The 21,731-nt window shown below is 72.5% G+C and carries 24 protein-coding genes; 13 read left to right on the top strand and 11 right to left on the bottom strand.

Features of this window, described 5'->3' with window-relative positions; all coding sequences use genetic code 11:
• The first annotated feature begins 2 nt into the window (after nucleotides 1-2).
• Nucleotides 3-1,004 carry a DUF6183 family protein gene (locus ACWDY5_RS03130; RefSeq protein ID WP_449720709.1) on the top strand — a complete coding sequence of 334 codons (1,002 nt, stop codon included), beginning with the start codon at nucleotides 3-5 and terminating at the stop codon, nucleotides 1,002-1,004.
• Here the strand turns inward: ACWDY5_RS03130 and ACWDY5_RS03135 are convergent.
• Nucleotides 1,001-2,497, bottom strand: a complete 1,497-nt coding sequence (locus tag ACWDY5_RS03135; protein ID WP_449720710.1) for a glycoside hydrolase family 28 protein — start codon at nucleotides 2,495-2,497, stop codon at nucleotides 1,001-1,003. The genes ACWDY5_RS03130 and ACWDY5_RS03135 overlap by 4 nt on opposite strands.
• A 171-nt stretch (nucleotides 2,498-2,668) precedes the next feature.
• Here ACWDY5_RS03135 and ACWDY5_RS03140 point away from each other — a divergent pair, with 171 nt between their 5' ends.
• On the top strand, nucleotides 2,669-2,830 hold the full coding sequence (locus ACWDY5_RS03140) for a hypothetical protein (RefSeq protein ID WP_449720711.1): 162 nt from the start codon (nucleotides 2,669-2,671) through the stop codon (nucleotides 2,828-2,830).
• Here ACWDY5_RS03140 and ACWDY5_RS03145 read toward each other — a convergent pair.
• From ACWDY5_RS03145 to ACWDY5_RS03155, 3 genes are all read right to left on the bottom strand, one after another.
• Nucleotides 2,827-3,069, bottom strand: coding sequence for a hypothetical protein (locus tag ACWDY5_RS03145; RefSeq protein WP_449720712.1), 243 nt, complete (start codon nucleotides 3,067-3,069; stop codon nucleotides 2,827-2,829). The genes ACWDY5_RS03140 and ACWDY5_RS03145 overlap by 4 nt on opposite strands.
• Nucleotides 3,070-3,170: 101 nt before the next feature.
• Nucleotides 3,171-4,076, bottom strand: coding sequence for an LLM class flavin-dependent oxidoreductase (locus ACWDY5_RS03150; RefSeq protein WP_449720713.1), 906 nt, complete (start codon nucleotides 4,074-4,076; stop codon nucleotides 3,171-3,173).
• Nucleotides 4,077-4,120: 44 nt separating this feature from the next.
• Entirely contained in the window at nucleotides 4,121-4,333 is a 213-nt protein-coding gene (locus tag ACWDY5_RS03155) for an FmdB family zinc ribbon protein (RefSeq protein WP_283661227.1), read from the bottom strand.
• Between the two features lie 37 nt (nucleotides 4,334-4,370).
• Between ACWDY5_RS03155 and ACWDY5_RS03160 the strand changes: the two genes are divergently transcribed.
• The 3 genes from ACWDY5_RS03160 to ACWDY5_RS03170 are packed head-to-tail and all read left to right on the top strand — an operon-like array spanning nucleotide 4,371 to nucleotide 5,977.
• On the top strand, nucleotides 4,371-4,919 hold the full coding sequence (locus ACWDY5_RS03160) for a DUF4262 domain-containing protein (protein WP_449720714.1): 549 nt from the start codon (nucleotides 4,371-4,373) through the stop codon (nucleotides 4,917-4,919).
• 39 nt (nucleotides 4,920-4,958) lie between these two features.
• Nucleotides 4,959-5,261 (top strand): hypothetical protein, encoded by a 303-nt coding sequence (locus tag ACWDY5_RS03165; protein ID WP_449720715.1) that lies wholly within the window; start codon nucleotides 4,959-4,961, stop codon nucleotides 5,259-5,261.
• On the top strand, nucleotides 5,258-5,977 hold the full coding sequence (locus ACWDY5_RS03170) for an alpha/beta hydrolase (protein WP_449720716.1): 720 nt from the start codon (nucleotides 5,258-5,260) through the stop codon (nucleotides 5,975-5,977). Before ACWDY5_RS03165 ends, ACWDY5_RS03170 begins: the two co-directional genes overlap by 4 nt.
• On the opposite strand, the gene ACWDY5_RS03175 is transcribed toward ACWDY5_RS03170, so the two are convergent.
• A complete protein-coding gene (locus ACWDY5_RS03175; protein WP_449720717.1) occupies nucleotides 5,908-6,474 on the bottom strand; it encodes a GNAT family N-acetyltransferase in 567 nt (188 codons plus the stop codon). The genes ACWDY5_RS03170 and ACWDY5_RS03175 overlap by 70 nt on opposite strands.
• Nucleotides 6,475-6,484: 10 nt before the next feature.
• Complete coding sequence (locus tag ACWDY5_RS03180; RefSeq protein ID WP_449720718.1) at nucleotides 6,485-7,921, bottom strand: GNAT family N-acetyltransferase; 1,437 nt, start codon at nucleotides 7,919-7,921, stop codon at nucleotides 6,485-6,487.
• Between the two features lie 20 nt (nucleotides 7,922-7,941).
• Between ACWDY5_RS03180 and ACWDY5_RS03185 the strand changes: the two genes are divergently transcribed.
• Nucleotides 7,942-8,706, top strand: coding sequence for an alpha/beta fold hydrolase (locus ACWDY5_RS03185; RefSeq protein ID WP_449720719.1), 765 nt, complete (start codon nucleotides 7,942-7,944; stop codon nucleotides 8,704-8,706).
• Here the strand turns inward: ACWDY5_RS03185 and ACWDY5_RS03190 are convergent.
• Nucleotides 8,666-9,070: a winged helix-turn-helix transcriptional regulator gene (locus ACWDY5_RS03190; RefSeq protein ID WP_449720720.1), complete on the bottom strand. Its 405-nt coding sequence runs from the start codon at nucleotides 9,068-9,070 to the stop codon at nucleotides 8,666-8,668. The two genes, ACWDY5_RS03185 and ACWDY5_RS03190, sit on opposite strands and share 41 nt — an antisense overlap.
• Before the next feature lie 24 nt (nucleotides 9,071-9,094).
• Between ACWDY5_RS03190 and ACWDY5_RS03195 the strand changes: the two genes are divergently transcribed.
• Nucleotides 9,095-9,466 carry a YybH family protein gene (locus ACWDY5_RS03195; protein ID WP_449720721.1) on the top strand — a complete coding sequence of 124 codons (372 nt, stop codon included), beginning with the start codon at nucleotides 9,095-9,097 and terminating at the stop codon, nucleotides 9,464-9,466.
• A gap of 48 nt (nucleotides 9,467-9,514) precedes the next feature.
• On the opposite strand, the gene ACWDY5_RS03200 is transcribed toward ACWDY5_RS03195, so the two are convergent.
• Nucleotides 9,515-11,821, bottom strand: coding sequence for a M protein (locus ACWDY5_RS03200; protein WP_449720722.1), 2,307 nt, complete (start codon nucleotides 11,819-11,821; stop codon nucleotides 9,515-9,517).
• Between the two features lie 88 nt (nucleotides 11,822-11,909).
• Nucleotides 11,910-13,241, bottom strand: coding sequence for a crotonyl-CoA carboxylase/reductase (gene ccrA, locus ACWDY5_RS03205; protein ID WP_449720723.1), 1,332 nt, complete (start codon nucleotides 13,239-13,241; stop codon nucleotides 11,910-11,912).
• A gap of 216 nt (nucleotides 13,242-13,457) precedes the next feature.
• On the opposite strand from ccrA, the gene ACWDY5_RS03210 reads away from it, so the two are divergent.
• The 3 genes from ACWDY5_RS03210 to ACWDY5_RS03220 all read left to right on the top strand — a co-directional run bounded on the left by ACWDY5_RS03210 (nucleotide 13,458) and on the right by ACWDY5_RS03220 (nucleotide 17,006).
• Nucleotides 13,458-13,817 carry an SPW repeat domain-containing protein gene (locus ACWDY5_RS03210; RefSeq protein WP_449720724.1) on the top strand — a complete coding sequence of 120 codons (360 nt, stop codon included), beginning with the start codon at nucleotides 13,458-13,460 and terminating at the stop codon, nucleotides 13,815-13,817.
• Between the two features lie 46 nt (nucleotides 13,818-13,863).
• Nucleotides 13,864-14,469, top strand: a complete 606-nt coding sequence (locus ACWDY5_RS03215; protein ID WP_449720725.1) for a TetR/AcrR family transcriptional regulator — start codon at nucleotides 13,864-13,866, stop codon at nucleotides 14,467-14,469.
• A 140-nt stretch (nucleotides 14,470-14,609) separates the two neighbouring features.
• On the top strand, nucleotides 14,610-17,006 hold the full coding sequence (locus ACWDY5_RS03220) for a penicillin acylase family protein (protein ID WP_449720726.1): 2,397 nt from the start codon (nucleotides 14,610-14,612) through the stop codon (nucleotides 17,004-17,006).
• 45 nt (nucleotides 17,007-17,051) lie between these two features.
• Here the strand turns inward: ACWDY5_RS03220 and mce are convergent, their stop codons facing one another.
• Nucleotides 17,052-17,501: a methylmalonyl-CoA epimerase gene (gene mce / locus ACWDY5_RS03225; protein ID WP_252484032.1), complete on the bottom strand. Its 450-nt coding sequence runs from the start codon at nucleotides 17,499-17,501 to the stop codon at nucleotides 17,052-17,054.
• Nucleotides 17,502-17,643: 142 nt separating this feature from the next.
• On the opposite strand from mce, the gene ACWDY5_RS03230 reads away from it, so the two are divergent.
• Genes ACWDY5_RS03230 through ACWDY5_RS03240 form a run of 3 tightly spaced genes read left to right on the top strand, consistent with a single transcriptional unit; the run spans nucleotide 17,644 to nucleotide 20,563 of the window.
• The gene (locus ACWDY5_RS03230; protein ID WP_449720727.1) at nucleotides 17,644-18,843 is read left to right on the top strand and encodes an acetyl-CoA C-acetyltransferase; all 1,200 of its coding nucleotides are present in this window, start codon (nucleotides 17,644-17,646) and stop codon (nucleotides 18,841-18,843) included.
• Complete coding sequence (gene meaB, locus ACWDY5_RS03235; RefSeq protein ID WP_449720728.1) at nucleotides 18,843-19,799, top strand: methylmalonyl Co-A mutase-associated GTPase MeaB; 957 nt, start codon at nucleotides 18,843-18,845, stop codon at nucleotides 19,797-19,799. Before ACWDY5_RS03230 ends, meaB begins: the two co-directional genes overlap by 1 nt.
• Nucleotides 19,796-20,563, top strand: a complete 768-nt coding sequence (locus tag ACWDY5_RS03240; protein ID WP_449720729.1) for an ATP-grasp domain-containing protein — start codon at nucleotides 19,796-19,798, stop codon at nucleotides 20,561-20,563. Before meaB ends, ACWDY5_RS03240 begins: the two co-directional genes overlap by 4 nt.
• On the opposite strand, the gene ACWDY5_RS03245 is transcribed toward ACWDY5_RS03240, so the two are convergent.
• Nucleotides 20,496-21,713 carry a low temperature requirement protein A gene (locus ACWDY5_RS03245; RefSeq protein ID WP_449720730.1) on the bottom strand — a complete coding sequence of 406 codons (1,218 nt, stop codon included), beginning with the start codon at nucleotides 21,711-21,713 and terminating at the stop codon, nucleotides 20,496-20,498. The two genes, ACWDY5_RS03240 and ACWDY5_RS03245, sit on opposite strands and share 68 nt — an antisense overlap.
• Nucleotides 21,714-21,731 lie beyond the last annotated feature (18 nt).

Genomic DNA, 21,731 nt, shown 5'->3' on the forward strand with positions numbered 1-21,731 from the left:
TCGTGGAGGCCACGATCGACGAGATGGTCAGCAGGCTGCGCACCGCCGAGTCCTGCGACGAGGAGCTGACCCTCGTCCAGGGCTGGGCGGACGCCGGGCGCATCGACGAGCTGTTGCACCTCGGCGAAGCGCTGTTGGAAGCGGATTCCGCGGCCGCGGCGGTGGTGCGCTGGGGCGTGATCACCGCGCTGGCCGCCCGGCCGGGCGCGTTCAGCGTGGTGGCCGCCCTGCAACTGGCCGGGGACGAGCGGATCCCGGTGCCGGACCAGCGCAGGGCCGCCGCGCTGCTGGCCGCGGGGCAGCCGCTGGAGAACCTGGACGCCTTCTTCGCCGACGCCGGGCCGAAGGACGAGGTGCTGGCCTGCCTGCTGCAGGAGACGGTGCTGCGGCACGGCGACCTGTCCGCGGTGCCGGAGGCGGTGGCCTACGCCGAGGCGCTGCACGGCACGCACCCGCTGGGTGAGCTGCCGCTGCGGCTGGCCGAGTTCGAGCAGGTCCGCGCCGCCACCGAGCCCTACCGGACGCTGCCGCTGTGGCCGGACCAGGGCGGCGCGGAGCCGACCGCGACGGTCGAGCGGCTGCCCTGGGCGCTGGACGAGGTGGCCCCCGGCACCCGGCACCGCCTGGCCGGGGCCGGTGGCCGGGTGGAGAGCGGGCTGTTCCGGCTGAGCGCGCCCTGGCAGCCGGACCTGCTGACCAGCCTGCCGCTGGAGTGCCTGGCCGGGGCGGAGAGCGTGCGGCTGCGCGAGCTGGACCTGGCCGGGGCCTTCGCCGCGGTGTTCGCGACCACCGCCCAGGAGGGCAGCGGCGCCTACGCCCGGTTGCACACCAGGCAGGCGCTCGCCCGGCTCGCCGATGTCGCGCGGCCGGGCGAGGCGCGCTGCCGGTGGTGGCAGTTCGCGGTGGACGGCCCGTGGTTCTACCGCGAGCCGGGCTCGCTGGGCCTGCTGGCGGTGCGGCCGGACGGCGCGGTGGCCGTGCTGGCCGCGACCGGCGCCGACTAGTTCTGCGTGCGGGTGCGCAGTTCCGCGCCCGTGGTGGTGGAGCTGCCGGTCACCGACTGGCCGCTGCTCTTCTGGAAGGTGACGTCGTAGGGCCCGGTGCTGCGCTCCACCCGGACGCCGTTGATCACCACGCCGCTGGTGTCGTTGGCCAGGAACGCGGGCCGCCCGTCGTTCTGGTCGAACTCGAACGTGCTGCCGGCGAACCTGATGTCCTTGGCGTGCCGGATCCAGAAGCCGAAGGAGGGCCGCACGCCGAAGATCCGCGGCGGGTACTCGGTGCTGTTCTCCGGCGGCACCCGGTTCGCGTCCGAGGCGGGGTGGTTGCCGGGCACGGTCAGCCGGACGTTGGTGAAGCTGACGTTCTCGATCGCCGAGTCGGTGCGGCCGGTGATGGTGCTGGTGTGCTCGGGGCCGCCGGGCACGGTGGCCGGCGAGATCAGGTTCGTGCCGGAGATGTCGGTGAAGGTGATGTCGCGGATCTTCCCGGCCGGTGGCTTGCCAGGACAGCGCGAGCGCTTGCCCACGTGCAGGAAGATCGGCGCGGCGGTGCGGGTCAGGGTGATGTTGTCGTAGTGGATGTCCTCGATCACCGAGCCGTCCATGGACACGATGCCCAGTCCTGCCTTGCCCGCGCCGGTGATCTTGAGGTTGCTGAACCGGTGGTCGCGGAAGTCGCCGCAGGTCTCCGAGCCGAACTGGAGCGCGTTGTTCTCGGTGGACTTGATGGTGGAGTCGCGCACCACGTTGTGCCGGCTGACAAAGGTCTTGCCGAGCGCGTAGTCGCTCTTGAACACCACCGCGTCGTCGCTGGCCTCCACCAGGGAGTCGGCGACCTCCACGTTCGAGCTGTTGATGATGTTGATCCCGTCCCGGTCCTCGGAGGTGAGGATCTTGACCCGGCTGAACCGCATCCCGTCGCAGCCGTTGGCCAGCACCGCGAAGTGCCCGCCCTGGCGCATGGTGATGCCGGTGAAGGTGACGTTCCGGCAGAACTTCAGCGAGATCGCCTTGTCCGCGACGCCGGCGGCCGGGGTGTTGCTGGTCTCCAGCTTGTTGTCGCCGTCGATGCTGCCGGTGCCGGTGAAGTGGATGTTGGACACGTGCTCGCCCCAGATCAGGGCGTTGCGGAAGTGGCTGTGCCCGAAGTCCTGGTAGTCGTCGAACTCGTTGGGCTCCGGCTTGTCCATGCCGCGGCCGGCGGCGATGATCTTCGACCCGGCGGCCAGGTTGATGGTGACGTTGCTCTTGAGGTGGATGGACCGGGACAGGTAGGTCCCGGCCGGCACCTCGACCACACCACCGCCCGCGGCGCTGGCCGCGCTGATCGCCTTGTCGATGGCGGGCGAGTCGATGGCCTTGCCGTCGCCCTTGGCGCCGTGGTCGCGGATGTTGAAGGTGGCGCCGGGTGCGGCCGGCGCTGGGGTGGCCACGGCCAGCGTGGTGGCGGCCGCGATGCCCAGGACGAGCAGGCGGGAGGGCCAGGTTCGGTTCATGAGCGGGTCTCCTCGATGCGGTTCCACTGGCCCGCGTGGCGGAGCGGGGACTGCTGCGAAGAGGCGGCGGTTTTCAGTCGGCACAGAATGTAAGCGTTTGCAACGCTAGGAGTCGCGCGAGGGGAACGCAAGGGCCAGCCGGAGGAGTCAGGGTGTGCGGGCGAGCGGAAGGTGCCGGGCCGCGCGGACCAGCCGGACGAGCCCTACTGCGCGGCCCAGCCGGAGGAGTTCCGCTGCGCGGGCCAGCCGGAGGAGCCCTGCTGCGCGGACCAGCCGGAGGAGTCCCGCTGCGCGGACCAGCCGGAGGAACCCTGCTGCGCGGACTTGCCCTAGCGCATCGCGCAGGCCGTCAGCGCCCACAGCTGTGGCCCGTACTCGGCGCGGAAGAGCTGGTAGCACTCCATCAGGGTGGCCGCGGAGCAGGCCAGGTCAGCGAGCAGGAAGCCCGCGTCCGCCTCGGACACCGCGTAGGCCACGCACTCCTCGGCGTCGGCGGGCACGGCGGCCGCCGGACTGGCCAGGGCCGCGCCCAGGACCGCCGCGATGATGACCGTTGCCACTGGCTTGCGCATGGTTTCCTCCGACTGGCCGGGTTGCCTCCCTGGTTAGCCGGTCGCGGCGGCCCGGGACAGCCCCGGTCGCCGGTTCGGGTGGGCGGCGCCACCCGGTCAGGTCAGCCCAGCAGCCTGCCCGCCTCGGCCAGCAGCTCGGCCTGCCGCCGCCAGGCGCCACCGGCGAAACCGCACACGATGTGCTCGGCCCCGGCCTCCCGGTAGGCGGCGAGCTGCTCGGCGGCCTGGGCCGGGCTGCCGGTCAGCGGCACGGAGAGCACCTCCGCCACGGACCGCTGGTAGGCGCGGCTGATCTGCTCGGCGATGCCGTGGCGGTCGGCCAGGCCCGGTTCGTCGCCGAGGGCGGACACCGCGCCGACCGCGATGGTGGGCAGCGGGCGGTCCCCGGCCAGCTCAGCCAGCTGTGCCCGGCCCGCGCGCACCCGCTCCGGGGACACCAGCGAGGGGAACCAGCCCTGGCCCAGCCGGGCGGCCCGGCGCAGCGCGGGCGGGGAGTCGTTGCCGACCCAGAACGGCGGCACCGGCACTCGCACGGTGAGGTCCAGCTCGGGCTTGCCCGGCTCGTCGGGCAGCAGCACCGGCTCGCCGGAGAGCAGTCTGGGCAGCAGGGTCAGCGCGCGGTCGGTGCGCGGGCCGCGTTCGGCGTAGGGGATACCGGCCGCGGCCCACTGGGCCTCGCCCCCGCCGGAGCCGATGCCCAGCACCAGCCTGCCGCCGGAGACCTCCTGCAGGCTGGCGGCCAGCTTCGCCGCCCAGGCCAGCGGCCGGATCGCGGGCACGAACACGCTGGCCCCGATGCGCACCCTGGTGGTCGCCGCGGCGGCCGCGGCCAGGCCGACGCCGAGGTCGAGGGTGGGCCTGCCGATGGCCAGGTGGTCGCCCTGCCACACCCCGTCCAGGCCGAGCTCCTCGGCGAAGCGGGCGGCGGCGGGCACGGTCAGCGCCGGGCCGGTGGCGGGGATCGGCGGCAGGATCACGCCGAGGGTGAGCTTCTTCGCGGACGACATGCCGCCAGGCTGGCTGCTCCAGCTAACTGGAGGTCAAGGGCGGATCAGCCGCAGCAGCCGCCACCGCAGCAGCCCCCGCCGCCGCCGGCGGGCGCGGGCGCGGCGCCACCGCGACCGGTCATCCCGAGCGTGGTCAGCAGTTTCACCGTGTCGGTGTGGCCGTCCGGGCAGGTGGCCGGGTCACTGGACGCGCTCATCGGGCGGGACAGCTCGAAGGTGCCGGCGCACTCGCGGCAGCGGAACTCATAACGCGGCATGCCGCCATTGTGCGGCATCCGGGGTTACCGTTCGGCTGTGCCGACCACAACGGAGTGCGCCTGCCTGATCTGCGAGCCGCCGGATGCCCGCGGCGGCGCGGAGTGGGAGCGCGAGATCGGCACCGTGCGCAGGCACGGCTGGGGCGTGGTGGGCATCCTGGACGGCGCGCGGGAGCCCGGCTGGGCGTTCAGCTACGGCCTGTGGCACTCCTTCCGGCAGCCGGAGCTGGCCATGTTCGGGCTCCACGGGCAGGACATGCTGACCTGGGTGAACGAGCTCGCCGACCGGGTGCCCGGCGGCGGCAGGCTGACCGACGGCGCGGAGCTGACCGACGTGCTGGAGGGCCATCCGGTGCGGCTGCGCGCGGCCGACGACAGCTGGCACGACGGCCTCTTCGGCATCGCGGTCGGCTTCTACCGGCACCGGACCCCGCCGTTCCTCCAGGTGGTCTGGCCGGACCGGCACGGCCACTGGCCATGGCACCCGGAAGCGGGGGACACCTGCCGCCAGCGCCAGCCCAGCCTGTGGCTGCCCCTGGCCGAGCACCCCGGCGGGCTCTGGCCGCGGATCGCCACCGAGGTCTGATCGCGCTCCGCTGATCCGCCCGGGTTACCGTTTTTCCTCGTGCCCCGCCGTGACCGATCCCAGGGCGCCGATCGTGGTGGCCACCGGCCGCTGGGCGGCGGCCTGGGGGACAACCGCACCGAGTCCGGCCCGGACGGCGACTGGATCGTCCGCTCGGTGCCCGGTTCCCAGACCACCAAGTACTACCGCTGCCCCGGCTGCGACCACGAGATCCGGCCGGGTGTGCCGCACGTGGTGGCCTGGCCCGCGGATGAGCTGGGCTCGGCTTCGGACCGGCGGCACTGGCACAGCGGCTGCTGGGGCGCGCGGTCCCGGCGCGGCCCGACCCGGCGGTGGTCGTGAGCACCCCGATCGGCCCGAACACCGTGCTGCCGGCCGTCCGCGAACCCGTGTCGCTGCGCACCGAGGACGGCCTGACCCTGGTCGGCGAGCTGGCGCTGCCGGTGGACCGGCCACCGAGGGCCACCCTGGTCTGCCTGCACCCGCTGCCCACGCACGGCGGCATGATGGACTCCCACCTGCTGCGCAAGGCCGCCTGGCGGCTGCCCGCGCTGGCCGGGTTCGCGGTGCTCCGGTTCAACACCAGGGGCACCGCCAGCGCGGCCGGGCGCAGTGAGGGCGAGTTCGAGGCGGCCGTGGGCGAAGGGCACGACCTGGCCGCCGCGCTGGCGTTCACCCAGGCTCGCGGTCTGCCCGAGGTGTGGCTGTTCGGCTGGTCCTTCGGCACCGACCTGGCCCTGCTGCACGGCGTGCACCCGGCGGTGCGCGGCGCGGTGCTGGTTGCGCCGCCGCTGCGCTGGAGCACCCCGGCGGCGCTGGCCCGGTGGACGGCGTCCGGGCTGCCGGTGACCTGCCTGGTGCCGGAGCTGGACGACCACCTGCGACCGGCGCAGGCACGGGTCCGGTTCGCGCCGCTGGCCCAGGCCAGGGTGGTGGAGCTGCCCGGGGCGAAGCACCTGCTGGTCGGGCAGGCGGACGTGGTGCTGGATCAGCTGGTCGGCGTGGTCGCGCCGGAGGTCCCGACCCCGCTGCCCCGGCAGTGGGCCGGGTCGCGGTAGAGCGCCGAGGGTCCCTGGCCGCCGTACTCGGTGGTCCCGGCGAGCACGAAGCCGAGCTTCTCCGCGACCCGGATCGAGGGCAGGTTGTCGAAGTGGGTGACCACGCTGACCGGCAGCTCCGGGTATGCCCGCGCCGCCCAGTCCACCGCGGCCCTGGCCATCTCCGGCGCGTAGCCCTTGCCCCAGGCCGAGGGCCGGAAGCGGTAGGCCAGGTTGAGCGACGGGCGTCCGTCGATCTCGGCCTTGCGCACCCCGCCGTAGCCGAGCAGCTCACCGGTCTCGGCCAGGCGCACCGCCCAGTAGCCGATGCCCTCGCGCGCCCAGTTGTCCAGGAACATCCGGTACAGCTCGGCCACCCGCTCCGGGGTCTGCGGCTTGCGGTTGAACCGGTTGGACGCCGGATCCCCTTGCACCGCGGCGAACTCCGCGAAGTCCTCCTCGCGCAGCCGGCGGAGCAGCAGTCGCTCGGTGCGCAGCTGGTCAGGCGCTTCGGTCATGTCCGGCACGTTAGACGGACCCACCGACAAGATCGTCCGTCGCGGGCCGGGGCACCACCGGGAGCTCCGGGTTCGCGCGCTCGGCCCAGTTGTGCGCCGCGCGGGACAGCTCGGCTGCCAAGCCCTGGCCGCGTGCCGAGGCCCGGAAACGGTAGGCCAGGTCCAGCGCGGGCGTGCCGTCGATCGTGGCGTGCCGCAGGCCGCCGTAGCCGAGCAGCTCACCGGTCTCCGGCGAGCAGATCGCCCAGTAACCAAGGCCACGCTCGGCCCAGTCGGCCATCGCCTGGGCGTGCGTCCCGGTCGCGTCCGCGCCGCCGATCGCAGTGCAGTCGCCCAGGTCGGTCGCCCTGAGCCGGCGCAGCCAGAGCCGTTCGGTGTGCAGCTCCTCGGGCGCGGGCAGCGGCCTGCGGAACAGGTCCAGCGCCGGATCGCCCTCGTCGGCGTAGTCCTCGGTGATGCCGACCCGCACCATGCCCAGCTTGGCCGCGACCCGCTTGGCCGCGGTGTTGTCCGGCATGGTGGCCACCATGACCGGGCGGTCGGGGCTCGCCTCGGCGGCCCAGTCGACCGCGGCCGTGGCCATCTCGGTCGCGTAGCCCTTGCCCCAGGCCGACGGCCGGAACCGGTAGTACAGGTTGTACGAGTCGGTCCCGCTGATCCGGCGGGGCGCGATGCCGCCGAAGCCGATGGTCTCGCCGGTCTCGGCGAGCACGATCGCCCAGTAGCCGATGCCCCGCTCGGCCCAGACCCGCTGCCAGTCCGCCAGCTGAGCCGTGGCCTTCGCCGTGCTCGGCGGTGTGGTGTTGTGCTCGTTGGCGGCCGGGTCGCACTGGATCTCCAGCACCGAGGGCAGGTCCGCGTCCCGGACCCGGCGCAGCAGCAGCCGCTCGGTGCGCAGCAGCTCCGGCGGATCGCTGAGCAGGCTCTCCGGCAGCCGGTCCAGGATCTCCCGGACCGTCTCCGCCGGGGTCTGGCCGGAGGAGTCCAGCCACAGCCCGAGCCGGGGCGTCTGCTCGCGGAAGATCCGGTCCAGCACCTCCACGGTCCACTCGCCGCCGTAGCCGGTCTTGTCCCGCCCGGTCTCCCGCGCGCCGACCGCGGTGGTCGCCGGCGCGAGCACCACCAGGTGCACCAGCGGGGAGCGCACCGCGGCCAGGAAGGTGCGCAGCTCCGCCCCGATGATCACGTCCTCGACCACCGCGGTGAACCCGGCGGCGACGAAGGAGTCGGCCAGCGCCGCGGCCTGCCGGTAGCGCAGCCGCAGCTGGTCCAGCGCGTCCGGACCGGGGTCGGGGCTCATGTCTGCCCGCCCGGTGCGCACCATCTCGCGCACCCGGTCGCCCTCGACGAACGCGCCGCGCGGGAAGGACTCGGCCAGCAGCCTGCCCACGGTGGTCTTCCCGGCGGCGGAGATCCCGGTCAGCACGATCAGGCGCGGCGTGGTCACAGCAGGCAGGATAGGAACCCGTGCCCGTCAACGACACTGGATTTGGCCGCCCACTGGTGCTGCTGCACGCGTTTCCGCTGGACTCGCGCATGTGGGACCCGGTGCGCCGCGCATTGGCCGAACACGCCAGGGTGATCACCCCGGACCAGCGCGGCCTCGGCCGCACCCCGCTCGGCGCGGAGCCACCGGATCTGGACGTGGTCGCCGGGGACGTGCTCGCGCTGCTGGACGAGCTGGGCCTGGACCGGGTCGTGCTGGGCGGCTGCTCGATGGGCGGCTACGTGGCCATGGCGCTGCTGCGGCTGGCGCCGGAGCGGGTGTCCGGGCTGGTGCTGGCCGACACCAAGGCGATCGCGGACACCCCGGAACAGCGGGCCAACCGGCTGGCCATGGTCGCCCGGATCGAGGCCGAGGGCGTGGACTGGCTGCCGGGCACCGTGGTCGAGGGCCTGCTCGGCCAGTACACGCACGCCGAACGGCCGAAGGTGGTCGCCGCGGTGCGCGAGCTGGTCGCGGCCCAGTCCGCCGAGGGGATCAGCTGGGCGCAGCGGGCGATGGCGGCCCGGCCGGACTCCACCGCCACGCTGGCCGCGGTGACCGTGCCGACCCTGGTCATCACCGGCCGGGAGGACGCGCTGATCCCGCCGGCACTGGCCGCGGCCATGGCCGGACTGGTGCCCTCCGCCCACCTGGTGCAACTGCCCGGCAGCGGGCACCTGCCGCCACTGGAGGTGCCCGAGGAGTTCAGCGCGGCGGTGCTGGAGTTCCTGCGCGCGAGCGGATGAGCGCGGACCCGGTGTCGTAGAGGGAGATCAGCAGCGGCCGCAGCGCCAGCCCGGCCTCGGTGAGCCGGTAGCTGACCCTGGGCGGGAAGGCGTTGACCTGCTCGCGGTGCGCCAGGCCGCGGGCGGTCAGCTCGTGCAGCCGCTCGGTGAGGATCTTGGCGCTGAGCGTGGGCAGCGCGGCCCGCAGCTCGGAGAAGCCGCGCGGACCGTGCATCAGCTCGCGCAGCACCAGCGTCGTCCACCGCCCGGCGATCGCGGCCAGCGCCACCTCGACCGGGCAGTCCGGCTCCGGCCGGTCGGTGCGACCCCGCTCGTCAGGGACCAGTTCGGCGTCCCAGCCGGGGGTTTCCGTTTGGTGACCCACGGCGCGGGGCTCTTGGGTGTCGGCATGGACCACAACACCAGTGTGCGGCTGACCACCGATCCCGGCCAGCACCCGCACGTCTTCGCCGCCGCCTTCAACACCGGCGACCCGGCCGCCGTGGAACAGGTCTACGAGCCCGGCGGCCTGCTCGCTCCCCAGCCCGGCAACCCGGTCACCGGCCAGGACCGCCTGGCGGCGAATGCCCGGCTCCAGGCCCTCGGCCATCCCATCGAGGTCCGGCCCCGGCACACCTACGTCGTCGACGACCTGGCACTGCTGATCGTCGACTGGGAGATCCCCGGGGCCGGTATCAGCGGCACGGCCACCGATGTCGCCCGGCGCGGGCCGGACGGGTGGTGGCGATACGTGATCGACAACCCGCACGGCTGCGCCTGAGGTCGTGTTTCCGATGTCGCGGGCGTGACATCGGAAACACGACCTCTCCTAGCGGCGGGGCGGGTTCTGCGGGCCGGAGGGCTTGCGCAGCTGCTTGGTCGGACCGTCCAGATCGGACTGGGGCTGGGCCGGGGGCTTCTTCAGGGCGGTGGTCGGCGGATCGAGGTTCGGCCGCTGACCCGCGGGCTGCCGCTGCGGATGCGGCGCCTGCGGGCCCCGCCGCGCGGGCGGCTGCTGCGGCTGGGAGGCGGGGTTCTGCGCCTGGACGTTCGGGGTGCGCTTGGCCGGGTTGCCCTTGGGCGGCTGGATCGCGGTGGTGCGGGCCGGGTCGGCGGGAGCCTGCGGCGAGCCGGGCTGGCCGCCCTGCGCCGGACCGTTCTGGGCCGGGTTGTGCTGGCGGCCCTGGCTCGCGTTCTGCGGCGCGGGCTGGCGCTGGCCCTGGGCGGGCGCGTGCTGCGGGCGGGCGCCCGGCGCGACTCCGGCGGGGGAGACCGGCGGCTGGCCCTGCGGCCCGGCGGGCTGGTTGCCCTGCCCGACGGGCTGCTTGCTCTGGGCGGCGGACTGGTTGCCCTGGGCGGGCTGGCCGCCCTGCGCGACCGGCTGCCTGACCGCGGTGGTGGGCTGGTTGCCGGGCGCGGGCTGGTTCGCCGGGGCGGCGGGCTGGCTTGCCGGGGCTGCTGCCTGCTTGGCCGGGGCGGACTGGCCGCCCGGTGCGGCGTTGCCCGTGGCGGCCTGGTTCGCCGCGGCCGCGGCGGGCTGGGCCTGCGGCTCCGGGGTCTCGGGCTTGCTCTCCGCCTCCGCCTTCGGCTCGGGCTTGGCCTCGGCCTTCGGCTTGGGCTCCGACTCGGGAAGCACCGGCTGATCCAGGATCAGGTTCTCGTCGTCGCCCTCGGCCAGCAGCGGGGTGGCGTCCACGAACAGGCCGTGGATGGCCTCCATCTCCGAGTGCATGGCCTTCAGCTCGGCCTGCATCGTGGTCAGCTGCCCGGTCACCCGGCCGCGCAGCGCGCGCAGCAGCTCGACCCGCTTGGTCGCGTACTCGACCCGCTTGGTCGACTCCCTGGTCGCCGTGGTCAGGCGCTCCTCGGCCTCCTCGGTGGCCTCGCGGAGCAGGCGCTCAGCCTTCTCCGTGGCCTCGCGGACCATGGTGGTGGACTCCTCAAGGGCGTCCGCCCTGCGCTTGGCGGCTTCCTCGGTGGCCTCGCGGACCATCGTGGTGGACTGCTCGAGGGCATCGGCGCGGCGCTTCTCCGCCTCGTCCGTGGCGTCCTTGACCAGCTTCTCCGCCTCGGCCTTGGCCTCGGCGCGCCGCTTGGCCGCCTCCTCGGTGGCTTCGCGGACCATGGTGGTGGACTGCTCGAGGGCGTCGGCGCGGCGCTTCTCGGCCTCGGCCGTGGCCTCGGCGACCCGCTTGTTCGCCTCTTCGGTGGCCTCGCGGACCATCCGCTCGGACTCGGCCTTGGCGTCGGCCCTGCGCTTGGCGGCTTCCTCGGTGGCCTCGCGGACCATCGTGGTGGACTGCTCCAGCGCGTCCGCCCTGCGCTTCTCCGCCTCGGCGGTGGCCTCGCGGACCATGGTGGTCGACTCGTTGATCGCGTCGTTGCGGCGCTTGGTGGCTTCCTCGGTGGCCTCGAACAACCGGCGGTTGGCCTCCGCGGTCGCCTCGGTGAGCCGCTTGGTGGCCTCCTCGGTGGCCTCCCGCACCCGGCGCTCGGCCTCGGCCTTGCTCTTGGCCTCCTGCTCGGCCAGCCCGCGCATCGACTCGGTGCGACGGGAGGACATCGCGATCTCGAAGTCCTCCTCCACCTTGGTGCGCACCGCGAGCGAGTCGGCGTCCAGCTTGGCGATCTTGGCCTCGGCCTCGGCGACCATCCGCTCGGCCTCGGCGCGCGCGTCGGCCAGCACCTTCTGGTGCTCGGCCTCCATCTGCACCCGGCGCGCGTCCAGCTCGGCGATCAGCTGCTCGTACCTGCGGCGGAGCCCGGCGGCGGCCTTCTCGGCGTCGGCCTGGGTCTTGGCCGCCTCCTCCTCGGCGCGGGCGCGGGTCTCGTGCGCCTCGTCCTGGGCCAGCTTGAGCATCCGCTGGAGGCGCTCGCTCAGGCCCTCCAGGGTGGTCGGCGGCTTGGACAGCCGGTCGACCGAACCCTTGAGGTCCTCGACCTCCATGCGCTTGGCCTCGAGCTGCCGCGCCAAGTCCGCGGCCTGGGAGACCGCGGCGTCCCGATCAGCCGCCAGGATGCGGAGATCGGCATCCAGCCGCTCCAGGTGTTCCTCCACCTGTCCGCGGTCGTATCCGCGGCGCACCGTGTCGAAGCCGGAACCGAGTGGCACAAGCTCACCGTTGCCAAGACCCATGGCCTCACGCTACCCGCACCGCGTGGCGGGTGGTCGCCGTGCCACCCGCTACGCAGTAGGCCATCCGTGGGAAAACGCGAAATTTCGGTCACACGCCCCGGAATCGGTTGATCGCATCCTCATGTGCCGCACGGAATTCGGCGTCGTGCACACCCAGGCCCGGCTCCGGTGCGAGACACAACACACCAACCTTTCCCTGGTGTGCGTTCTGGTGCACGTCCCAGGCCGCCTGACCCGTCTCTGCCAGCGAGTACACATTGGACAGTGTCGGGTGGATCTTGCCCTTGGCGATCAACCGGTTGGCCTCCCAGGCCTCCCGGTAGTTGGCGAAGTGGGAGCCGACGATCCGCTTGAGGTTCATCCACAGGTAGCGGTTGTCGTAGCTGTGCATGAACCCGCTGGTGGACGCGCAGGTGACGATGGTGCCGCCCTTGCGCGCCACGTAGACGCTGGCGCCGAAGGTCTCCTTGCCCGGGTGCTCGAACACGATGTCCGGGTCGTCGCCACCGGTCAGCTCGCGGATCTTGGCGCCGAAGCGCTTCCACTCCCTGGGGTCCTGCTCGTGCTCGTCCTTCCAGAACTTGTAGCCCTCGGCCGAGCGGTCGATGATCAGCTCCGCGCCCATCTTGCGGCAGATCTCCGCCTTCTCCGGGCTGGAGACCACGCACACCGGGGTCGCGCCGCCGTTGAGCGCGAACTGGGTGGCGTAGGAGCCGAGGCCGCCGGAGGCGCCCCAGATCAGCACGGTGTCGCCCTGCTTCATGCCGGCGCCGTTGCCGGAGACCAGCTGCCGGTACGCGGTGGAGTTGACCAGCCCGGGGCTGGCCGCCTCCTCCCAGCTCAGGTGCTTGGGCTTGGGCATCAGCTGGTTGGTCTTGACCAGGGCCAGCTCGGCCAGGCCGCCGAAGTTGGTCTCGAAGCCCCAGATCCGCTGCTCCGGGTCCATCATCGTGTCGTTGTGCCCGTCCGGGCTCTCCAGCTCGACACTGAGACAGTGCGCGACCACCTCGTCGCCCGGCTTCCAGTTGTTCACCCCGGCTCCGGTGCGCAGCACGACACCGGCCAGGTCGGAGCCGACCACGTGGTAGGGCAGGTCGTGCCGGGAGGCCAGCGGTGAGGTGCGGCCGTAGCGCTTGAGGAAGCCGAAGGTGGACACCGGCTCGAAGATCGAGGTCCACACGGTGTTGTAGTTGATCGCGCTGGCCATCACCGCGACCAGCGCCTCACCGGGCCCGAGCTCGGGGGTGGCCACCTCGTCCAGGTGCAGCGAGCGGCGCGGGTCCTTCTCCTTATGCGGCACGCCCTCGAACATGTCGGCCTCGTCGGCACGCACGGTCACGCCCCGGTACGACTCCGGCACCGGGAGTCCGGCGAGCGCCTCGTACTCGCCGGCCAGGATCGCGTCGAGGATCTTCTGCACGGGGGACCTCCGTGGGTGTTTTGTGTGCCATCGGCGCAGTTCGGGGGAGGTTACTCACCAGTAAACGATCCAGAGACCCAGTTGTGAGCCACTGCACGGGCAGGTTCGTCCGATCGTGACCTGGGGAACGCGCGAGATTCTTGACCGGGCGGCCAATCAAGGAGGACTCTGGGGCTTGGGGAAAGCCCTTTTCGGCCGTCAATGGAGGTGGTCGTGATGGAGAAGCCGTGGAGCCGCTGGCAGGACTGGGCCGTCGTGGTGATGGGCGTGGTCGTGGTGCTCAGCCCGATGTGGGTGGACACCTCGGAACGCTCGATGTGGACGATGATCCTGCTGGGCGCGCTGCTGGGGATCTCGGCGCTGTGGTCGCTCGCCCAGCCCGGATCGGTGGCCAGCGAGTACGTGCACATCGGCCTCGGCGCGCTGCTGTTCCTGGCGCCGTGGGTGATGGGCTACAGCGCCGACATGATGGGCGCGGCCTGGACCTCGTGGATCGTCGGCGTGCTGGCGATCCTGGCGGGCGCGGCCGCGCTGCCCGCGGCGAACACCGCGCACGGGTTCGCCGGTTCCCACTGACGTCTGTCGGGCATGGGGCCGTCTCGCTCCGGTGGCGAGGCGGCCCTTGCCTTGTGCCACAACGAGAAAGGGCAGAGCGCTGTCCGCCAAAGACCGGATCCTGGCCGCCGCGGAGACCCTGTTCGCCGAGTCCGGCTTCGACGCCACGCCCACGTCCAAGATCGCTGCGGCGGCCGGCGTGCCCAAGGCGCTGGTGCACTACTACTTCCGCCGCAAGCCGGACCTGCTGGCCGCGCTGGTCGAGCGCCTGCCCGAGCATCCGGTTGACCTGGAAACCGTTGTCACGTCGGGAGATGTGGCCGCCAGCCTGCGCGCGCTGGTGGCCGAGCTGGACGCCCACCACGACGACTCCACCCTGCTGAGCCACCTGCTGTGGCGGGAGGCCGACACCCACCCCGCGGTGCGTGATGCCCTGCACGCCCGGTTCGGGCGCACCGAGGGCCAGGCCAGGGCGGTGATCACCGCGGCCCGGCCGGACTGCCCCGCCGAGGCGGCGGAGGCGGCGGCCACCCTGGTCGCGCTGGCCGTGGGCTACCGGCACTCGGTGGCCCGGCACCACCCGGACTGGCCAGCCGCCCAGGCAGACCGGCTGGCCGCGGAGGTCGAGCTGATCGCCCGCGCGATCAACACCTTTGATCCACTTGTCAAGTAGGACTTAACAACCCCAAAACCGCCTGGCCCGTCCCTTTGCGTACGGCTATCAATGGAGTCGTGTCCTTCCGTCATCCGATCAGGTGAATACGGACACGAACTGGGGCTGAGTTCTGCATGACACGCACAACACGATTCTTCTTGCGAGGTAAGAGAAAGGGGGCGTTGTTGCTGGCAGGCGTGCTGGCGGCCGGTGTGATCGGACCGAGCGCCCTCGCCGAACCAGCGGTGGCGCGGAACACCACCACGTTCCAGATCGCCGGGCTGACCGCGCCGGTGCGCACGGTGCTGGACAAGTGGGGCGTGCCGCACATCTACGCCACCAACACCGCCGACGTGTACCTGGGGCAGGGCTTCAACGCCGCCAGGGACCGCCTCTTCCAGCTCGACCTGTGGCGCCGCCGCGGGCTGGGCACGCTCGCCGAGGCGCTCGGCGGAGTCTACGCCGACCTGGACAAGGGCGCCCGCGCGGTGCTCTACCGGGGTGACCTGGCCAAGGAGTGGGCCGCCTACCCGCCGCAGGCGAAGGAGGTGGCCACCAAGTTCGTCGCGGGCGTCAACGGCTACATCGAGTGGCTGGAGCGCCACCCGGAGTCGCTGCCCGAGGAGTTCAAGGTGCTCGGCCACCGCCCCGCGCGGTGGCAGCCGGAGGACGTGGTGCGCATCCGGCACCACGCGCTGGTGACCAACGCCTACTACGAGGCACTGCGGGCGCTGACCACCTGCGCGGCCGGTCCGGAAGCGGACGCGATCCGGCAGAACCTGGAGCCCAAGCACGCCGTCACGGTCCCCCAGGGCCTGGACACCTGCGCGCTGGCCCAGGTGGTCGAACCGCTGCTGACCGCCTACGGCAACGCGGTGCTGCCGGTGACCTTCGACGCGGGCACCGGCAAGATCAGCACCACCCAGAAGCCGCCGGCCCAGGGCAGCAACAACTGGGCCATCTCCGCGGCGAAGTCGGCCACCGGGCGACCGGTGCTCGCCGATGACCCGCACCGGCTGATGAGCCTGCCCGCCTCGCGGTACCTGGCGCACCTGTCCGCGCCGGGGCTGGACATCATCGGCGCTGGTGAGCCGATGATCCCGGGGCTCTCCCTCGGTCACAACGGGACCTCGGCCTTCGGGCTGACCATGTTCCCGGCCGACCAGGAGGACCTCTACGTCTACCAGCTCGACCCGGCCGACCACAGCCGGTACAAGTACGGCAACGGGTACGAGCCCTTCCGCACGGTGACGGAGAAGCTGGCGGTCAAGGGCGAGCAGCCCCGTGACCTCACGACCTCCTTCAGCAGGCACGGGCCGATCCTGTTCGTCGACGCGCAGCGCCACCTGGCCTACGGGCTGCGCAGCGTGTGGCTGGAGCCGGGCACCTCGCCGTACTTCGCCGCCCTGGGCTACCAGAACGCGAAGACGGCGGAGCAGTTCGGCGAGGCGCTGAAGAAGTGGCGCGCGCCCGGCGCGAACCACGTCTACGCCAACACGGCGGGCCAGATCGGCTGGCTGCCCGGCGCGCTGGTGCCCAAGCGGCCCAAGCACGACGGTCTGCTGCCGGTGCCCGGTGACGGGCGCTACGAGTGGAACGGCTTCTACTCCGGCGACGACCTGCCGCGCACGATCAACCCAGCTAGCGGCTGGGTGGCCACGGGCAACGAGATGAACGTGCCTGCCTCGCACCAGAACCTGGGGCTGGGCTACGACTCCTGGTCGGATCCGTACCGCTACCAGCGGATCGCGGAGGTGCTCAACAGCAAGTCCAAGCTGTCCTTCGAGGACTCGCTGAAGCTGCAGAACGACTTCCTGTCCATCCCGGCACGCAAGATCACCGGGGTGCTGAAGTCGCTGAGCAGCGAGGACCCGAAGGTCAAGGCCTCGCTGGCGCTGCTGACCGGCTGGAACCACGTGGCCGGTCCGGAGTCGGCCGCGGCCGCGCTGTACGAGCCGTGGTTCACCAAGCACCTCGGCCCGAAGTTCATCCAGGCGGTGCTGCCGGGCGTGGACTTCATCCAGCGGCCGGACACCCAGGTGCTGATCGACGCGCTGGAGCACCCGGAGAACTACTTCGGCGCGGACGGCAAGGCCAAGCGGGACAAGCTGCTGATCGACACGCTGGTCAGCGCACGGGCCGAGGTCGAGCGGCTGCTCGGCGCGGACCAGGCGGCCTGGCAGTGGGGCAAGCTGCAGCACACCAAGTTCGAGAACCCGGTCTCGCCGCTGGTCGACGAGGCCACCCGCAAGCGGCTCAACGTCGGCCCGTTCCCGCGCGGCGGGGCCTCGGACACGGTGAACAACTCCGAGTACGAGTCGGCCGACTTCCGGCACATCGGCGGCGCCTCGCTGCGAGTCGTCATCGACGTGGGCAACTGGGACGGCTCGAAGGCGGTCAACGCGCCTGGCCAGTCCGGCAACCCGGCTGACCCGCACTACAAGGACCTGGCCGAGACCTGGCGGAAGGGCGAGTACTTCCCGCTGGTCTACAGCAAGGCCGCGGTGGAGCGGAACGCCGAGCGGTACCTGATCCTGGTGCCGAAGTCCTCCTGAGTGATCGTGGCGTTCCCGGTGCCTGCCGGGAACGCCACGCCCAGGTCAGTGGCCGTGCTCGGCCGGTTGCACCAGCTCGACCAGCACGCCGCCGGCGTCCTTGGGGTGGATGAAGTTGACCCTGCTGTTCGAGGTGCCCCGCTTGGGTTCCTCGAACAGCACCCGCAGGCCCTTGGCCTTGATCGCCGCGCAGGCCGCGTCGATATCGCTCACCCGGTAGGCCAGCTGCTGCAGGCCGGGGCCGCTGCGGCCGATGAACTTGGCGATGGTCGAGTCCGGCCGGGACGGCGCGAGCAGCTGGATCTGGGTCGCGCCGGAGACGTCGCCAGGCGCGCGCAGCATGGCCTCGCGCACCCCCTGCTCGTCATTGGTCTCCTCGTGCGCGACCTCCAGGCCGAAGGTCTCCCGGTGGAAGGCGATGGCCTCGTCCAGGTCGGGCACCGCGATGCCGACGTGGTCGATGGCGGTGACGAAGCTCTGGAGTTCTTCCTGCATAGAGGCACACTAGTAACGGAGCGACCGGGAAACGGGCACTTTCTGTGTGCGTCCTCACAAGGCCGGTTACCGCATACCCCCGGTATGGTCCAAGAAAATCCCAACAGACCAATTCCCACCCGCAGTGTCGCTGGAGGCAGCCGTGTCTGGTTCGGTCATCGTCGCCGGAGCCCGTACCCCCATGGGACGGCTGCTCGGCTCGCTCAAGGACTTCTCCGGCGCCCAGCTCGGCGGCGTGGCCATCAAGGCCGCGCTGGAGCGGGCCGGGGTCGCGCCGGAGGCCGTGCAGTACGTGATCATGGGCCAGGTGCTCACCGCGGGCGCGGGGCAGATGCCCGCGCGGCAGGCCGCGGTGGCCGCGGGCATCCCGATGAGCGTGCCCTCACTGACCATCAACAAGGTCTGCCTCTCCGGCCTGGACGCGATCGCGCTGGCCGACCAGCTGATCCGCGCCGGTGAGTTCGACATCGTGGTGGCCGGTGGCCAGGAGTCGATGACCCAGGCCCCGCACCTGCTGCCGAAGTCCCGCTCCGGCTTCAAGTACGGCGATGTGACGCTGACCGACCACATGGCGCACGACGGCCTGTTCTGCGCCTTCGACCAGGTCGCCATGGGCGCCTCCACGGAGAAGTACAACGCCCGCTACGGCCTGACCCGCGCCGAGCAGGACGCCTTCGCCGCCCGCTCGCACCAGCGCGCCGCCGCGGCCGCGACCAACGGGATCTTCGAGCAGGAGATCGCGCCGGTGGCCATCCCGCAGCGCAAGGGCGACCCGGTGCTGTTCAGCACGGACGAGGGCGTGCGCGCGGACACCACCGTGGACACCCTCGGCAAGCTGCGCCCCGCGTTCGCCTCCGACGGCACCATCACCGCGGGCTCGGCCTCGCAGATCTCCGACGGCGCGGCCGCGGTCGTGGTGATGAGCAAGGCCAAGGCGCAAGAGCTGGGCCTGACCTGGCTGGCCGAGATCGGCGCGCACGGCGTGGTCGCCGGTCCCGACGCCAGCCTGCACGAACAGCCCTCGAACGCGATCAAGGCGGCCTGCGCCAAGGAGGGCATCGACCCCTCGGCGCTGGACCTGATCGAGATCAACGAGGCCTTCGCAGCGGTCGGCGTGGTCTCCGCCCGCCAGCTCGGCCTGGACGAGGCCGCCGCAGACGCCAAGGTCAACGTCAACGGCGGCGCGATCGCACTCGGCCACCCGATCGGCATGTCCGGCGCCCGCGTGGTGCTGCACCTGGCGCTGGAGCTCCAGCGGCGTGGTGGCGGCGTCGGCGCGGCCGCGCTGTGCGGCGGCGGCGGTCAGGGCGACGCACTGGTGATCCGGGTACCGTCTGCCTGATGGTGGACGTCGCCGACCTCGTCGCACGAGCACGGGACGGTCAGCCGCGCGCGGTGGCGCGGCTGATCTCCCTGGTCGAGGACGCCAGCCCGCAGCTGCGTGAGGTGGCCGCGGCGCTGGCCCCGCACACCGGCCGGGCGCAGGTCATCGGCCTCACCGGCTCGCCCGGCGTCGGCAAGTCGACCTCCACCTCCGCGCTGGTCACCGCCTTCCGCAAGGCGGGCAAGCGGGTCGGCGTGCTCGCCGTCGACCCCTCCTCGCCGTTCTCCGGCGGCGCGCTGCTCGGCGACCGGATCCGGATGCAGGAGCACGCCACCGACCCCGGCGTGTTCATCCGCTCCATGGCCACCCGCGGCCACCTGGGCGGCCTGTCCTGGGCGACCCCGCAGGCGCTGCGGGTGCTGGACGCGGCGGGCTGCGACGTGGTGCTGATCGAGACCGTCGGCGTCGGCCAGTCCGAGGTCGAGGTGGTCGCGCTGGCCGACACCACGGTGGTGCTGCTGGCCCCCGGCATGGGCGACGGCATCCAGGCGGCCAAGGCGGGCATCCTGGAGGTCGCCGACGTGTTCGTGGTGAACAAGGCCGACCGCGACGGCGCGGAGGCCACCGTCCGCGACCTGAAGTACATGATCTCGTTGGGCCGCAAGGAGATCCGCGGCGCGATGTGGCGCCAGCCGATCGTCAAGACGGTGGCCAGCCGCGCCGAGGGCGTGGCCGAGGTGGCCGAGGCCGTGCTCGCGCACCGCACCTGGATGACCGAGCACGGCGAGCTCGACCACCGCCGCCGGCGCCGCGCCGAGGCCGAGATCGAGGCCATCGCCCTGGCCGAGCTGCGCAGCAGGCTGGGCGACGTCCGCGGCGGCACCGCGCTGACCGACCTGGGCAAGCGGGTCGCCGCGGCCGAGCTCGATCCCTACACCGCCGCGGACGAGCTGCTCGCCGGACTGCGCGGGTGAGCAGGCGCGCGCTGGTGATGCCACCCCGCGTGCGCGCCACCAGCCAGCCCCTGGTCACCGCCGCCGAGGCCAGAGGCCTGCCGGTGACCACCCCGGACCAGGCCGTCCCCGGCCACTGCCACTACTACGGCGGCCCCGGCGTCGCCGACTCCCTCGCCCTGGACCTGGCCCTGCTCGAACCCCCGGACAGCTGGCTGCCCAGCTTGCCCGAGCAGCTCACCGCCCGCCGGATCACCGCCACCACCCTGGGCGCGACCAGCCTCACCGCCCCGGCCTTCGTGAAACCGCCGAGCGCCAAGCACCTGCCACCCCGCGTATACCGCGACCAGGCCGACCTGACCGCGGCCGCCGCCGGGTTGCCGCCGGAGACCCCGCTGCTGCTCAGCGAGGTCACCGCCTTCGCCGCCGAGTACCGCCTCTACCTGCTCGACGGCGAGATCCACACCGGCTCCCGCTACCTGACCTGGGGCAACCTGGACCCCGCCCCGCTGGCCGGGGACCCGGAGACCCCGCGCGTGCTGGACTTCGCCAAGGCGCTGCTGGCCGAGCACGCCGACACCCTGCCCAGCGCCGTGGTGCTGGACATCGGCCTGACCGGCCCACCGGCGGACCCGCGGCGTCGGCCGGCCGTGGTGGAGGCGAACCTGGCCTGGTTCACCGAGCCCTACCAGTCCGACCCGGACCGCGCACTGGAGGTCATCCTGCGGGCGGCCGGTCCACGGGCTGACCTGCGTGGTCGCGACGCGCGGTTCGTGCGCGGCTGACCACCGTCACCCCGACCAGCCCCGCCACCAGCACCGCGGTCACGTGGATCGGCGCACCGGAGAATGTCGACCCCAGCACCAGCGCCGCCGTCACCGGGTACCCGACCGCGGCCACGCCCTGGCTGCGCGGACCGATGTGCAGCAGCCAGACGCTGAGCAGGAACACCGCCACCGGCACCGTGGTGGCCAGGCCGGCGGCCACCGTGGGCAGGTGCGCGCGGTGCAGGTCGTAGTCCACCGCCACGGACAGGCCGGCGCCGACCGCCGCGGCTGAGGCGAAGATCAGGTAGTGGCCGTAGCCCCAGCTCAGGGCCTTGCCGAGGCGGTCCAGACCAGCTGGGGCGGGCTGGTCGAAGTAGAGCCACCACAGCGAGAACAGGATCACCAGGCCGGCGATGGCCACCGAGATCAGGATCGGGATGTGCTCCTGGGCGGCCAGGCCCGCCCGGATCGCGGTGGTCGCGGCCAGCACCGACTCGCCCAGCATGATCAGCGTAAACAGGCCGTAGCGCTCGGCCACGTGGTGCGGGTGCCAGCTGGTCGGGCCGCGCCGCTCGGCCCAGACCGGGACCAGCAGCTCCAGCGCCGCGAGCAGCAGGAAGCCTGGCAGGAACAGGGACTCGGGCAGGAACAACCTGCCGATCCAGCCCAGCTGCACCAGTGCGATGCCCAGCGCGAACCGGTGCGCGCAGGCCCGGCGCGGCGGGTCGGACCTGGCCGCGCGCAGCCACTGGACCACCATCGCCACCCGCATCACCAGGTAGCCGATGGTGATCACGGTGAAGTTCTGCTCGAAGGCCTGCGGCACCCCGGCGGCCATGATCAGGCCACCGGCGATCTGCACCAGGGTGGTCAGCCGGTAGGGCACGTCTGCGGAGCCCTGCTTGCCAGGGGCGACCGGGCGCTCAGGGTCGTAGCTGGAGGCGAACCAGGTGAAGTTGATCCAGGCCCACCAGATCGCGAAGAACACCAGGGCGTAGGCGAGCACGGCGGAGCCGATGTGGTTCTCGCTCAGGCCGTGGTGCAGACCAGCCGCGGCGGCGGCCACCGCGACCACAAAACACAGGTCGAACAACAGCTCCAGCGGCGTGGCCGCGCGGTGTGGCTCGTGCGCGTCGCGGGCGGCCATCGGCCGGTACCAGGTTCGCATGTGGTGATTCTGCGGCAG

The sequence above is a fragment of the Crossiella sp. NPDC003009 genome, from assembly GCF_053591555.1.

Excerpts from the sequence above, each read along its gene's own strand:
- ACWDY5_RS03195 (WP_449720721.1), top strand. The coding sequence starts at position 9,095 with ATGGACCACAACACCAGTGTGCGGCTGACCACCGATCCCGGCCAGCAC.
- mce (WP_252484032.1), bottom strand. The coding sequence starts at position 17,501 with ATGCAGGAAGAACTCCAGAGCTTCGTCACCGCCATCGACCACGTCGGC.
- ACWDY5_RS03245 (WP_449720730.1), bottom strand. The coding sequence starts at position 21,713 with ATGCGAACCTGGTACCGGCCGATGGCCGCCCGCGACGCGCACGAGCCA.
- ACWDY5_RS03155 (WP_283661227.1), bottom strand. The coding sequence starts at position 4,333 with ATGCCGCGTTATGAGTTCCGCTGCCGCGAGTGCGCCGGCACCTTCGAG.
- ACWDY5_RS03200 (WP_449720722.1), bottom strand. The coding sequence starts at position 11,821 with ATGGGTCTTGGCAACGGTGAGCTTGTGCCACTCGGTTCCGGCTTCGAC.
- ACWDY5_RS03210 (WP_449720724.1), top strand. The coding sequence starts at position 13,458 with ATGGAGAAGCCGTGGAGCCGCTGGCAGGACTGGGCCGTCGTGGTGATG.
- ACWDY5_RS03145 (WP_449720712.1), bottom strand. The coding sequence starts at position 3,069 with ATGCGCAAGCCAGTGGCAACGGTCATCATCGCGGCGGTCCTGGGCGCG.
- meaB (WP_449720728.1), top strand. The coding sequence starts at position 18,843 with ATGGTGGACGTCGCCGACCTCGTCGCACGAGCACGGGACGGTCAGCCG.
- ACWDY5_RS03135 (WP_449720710.1), bottom strand. The coding sequence starts at position 2,497 with ATGAACCGAACCTGGCCCTCCCGCCTGCTCGTCCTGGGCATCGCGGCC.
- ACWDY5_RS03150 (WP_449720713.1), bottom strand. The coding sequence starts at position 4,076 with ATGTCGTCCGCGAAGAAGCTCACCCTCGGCGTGATCCTGCCGCCGATC.
- ACWDY5_RS03175 (WP_449720717.1), bottom strand. The coding sequence starts at position 6,474 with ATGACCGAAGCGCCTGACCAGCTGCGCACCGAGCGACTGCTGCTCCGC.